This window comes from Psychrobacter sp. T6-1 (genome assembly GCF_052258445.1).
In genome coordinates this window covers 1-1438 of sequence record NZ_JBQQFC010000453.1, presented here as the reverse complement: position 1 = coordinate 1438, position 1438 = coordinate 1, and the positions used below count along the sequence as shown (strand labels likewise).

The 1438-nt window shown below is 43.9% G+C and carries 1 protein-coding gene; it reads left to right on the top strand.

The features are described 5' to 3' along the window. Window positions 1–515: 515 nt before the first annotated feature. Window positions 516–1438, top strand: a 923-nt coding sequence (locus ACTXGO_RS13730; RefSeq protein WP_443574914.1) for a DEAD/DEAH box helicase, incomplete at its 3' end; no start/stop codon positions are given.

The following is a 1438-nucleotide window of genomic DNA, read 5'->3' as shown; positions in this document are numbered from 1 at the left end:
CAGCTACCTACATATGTCTCTGATGTCAAAATTATCCGTCAGTAATGGATTATTGATAGGCCTGTGAATTGAAAAATCAAAAAAACATGAGCAGATATATTTTACTGTGCTATACTACGTCGCCACGCAATTTGATATTGCGTGAATTATGAGATTGATAACATCGCCTGCGATTTTGAGCCTAGGATGGCTAAGAGTAATTGTTGCCGATGATTTTGTGTTCTGAAATAATCCTATTATTTTTGACTCATATCTTATCTACTGGCCTATGCGCCAAATTGGGTGTTATTTGATTTTATCGGCTTTGGATTAAAGCTTTGATAAAACGTCTATAACAGGCAAGGATAAGACACTCGGCGCTACCACCAAAATACGTCAGACAACAGACAACTTTTTTAGACTGCTTTTAGTAGCAAATATCATCGATAGATGATCTAAGTTGTGTGATGCGCGGTTATCAGTGGTAGGCAACTGGCATGCTGAATTTACAGCAGCCCATACTACCAAGGCAACTCATGACTGATATCTTATCTACCATCGCCGCTCAAAACGGCATCATCGATAGCAACACTACTGCAAATACTGCTACTCAAGCGCCTACTACAGACGCGGCGGACAGTGAGACTACTGACGAAAACCAAGTCACTTTTAAAGACCTTAACATTGCTAAGCCTATCTTAACAGCGCTTGATCGCAGTGGCTATACTAACCCAACTCCTATTCAAGCACAGGCCATTCCTTTTGCTCTAGAGGGCCGTGACCTTTTATTATCAGCACAAACAGGTAGTGGTAAGACGGCAGCGTTCGTCATTCCTGTACTCGATCGTTTAAGCCGCTCAACGAGCTTTGATAAATTAACCAAAGCGCTTATCTTAACGCCAACTCGTGAGCTTGCTCAGCAAGTACATGATAGCGTACGCACGTATTCTAAAGACATGCGCGGCGTATTTTGTGTGCCTTTAGTTGGCGGCGCGCCGTACAATGGTCAGATCACAGCGCTCAAAAAAGGCGTGCAAGTTATCGTAGCAACACCTGGTCGCTTGCTTGATCATATCAATGCAGGCCGCGTTGATCTATCAAGCTTAGAGGTCTTAGTACTAGATGAAGCGGATCGTATGCTCGATATGGGTTTTGCTGATGACATCAGCGATATCCTAAAAGCGGCGCCAACTGATCGTCAAACCATTATGTGTTCGGCAACTTGGGATGGCCCTGTCGGCAAAATCGCAGCAAGCTTTACCAAAAATCCTGAGCGCGTCTCTATCAAAGTTGAATCGGCTCACATCGATGAGACAGTTTATTACTGTGATGACTTCAATCACAAAAACAAGATCCTCGACACGCTCGTCTGCCAGCCTGAGATGGAGCAAATCATCATATTTGCCGCCACTAAGCGCAGCACTGAAAAACTAGCCAAGTCTCTACAAGAGCAAGGCCA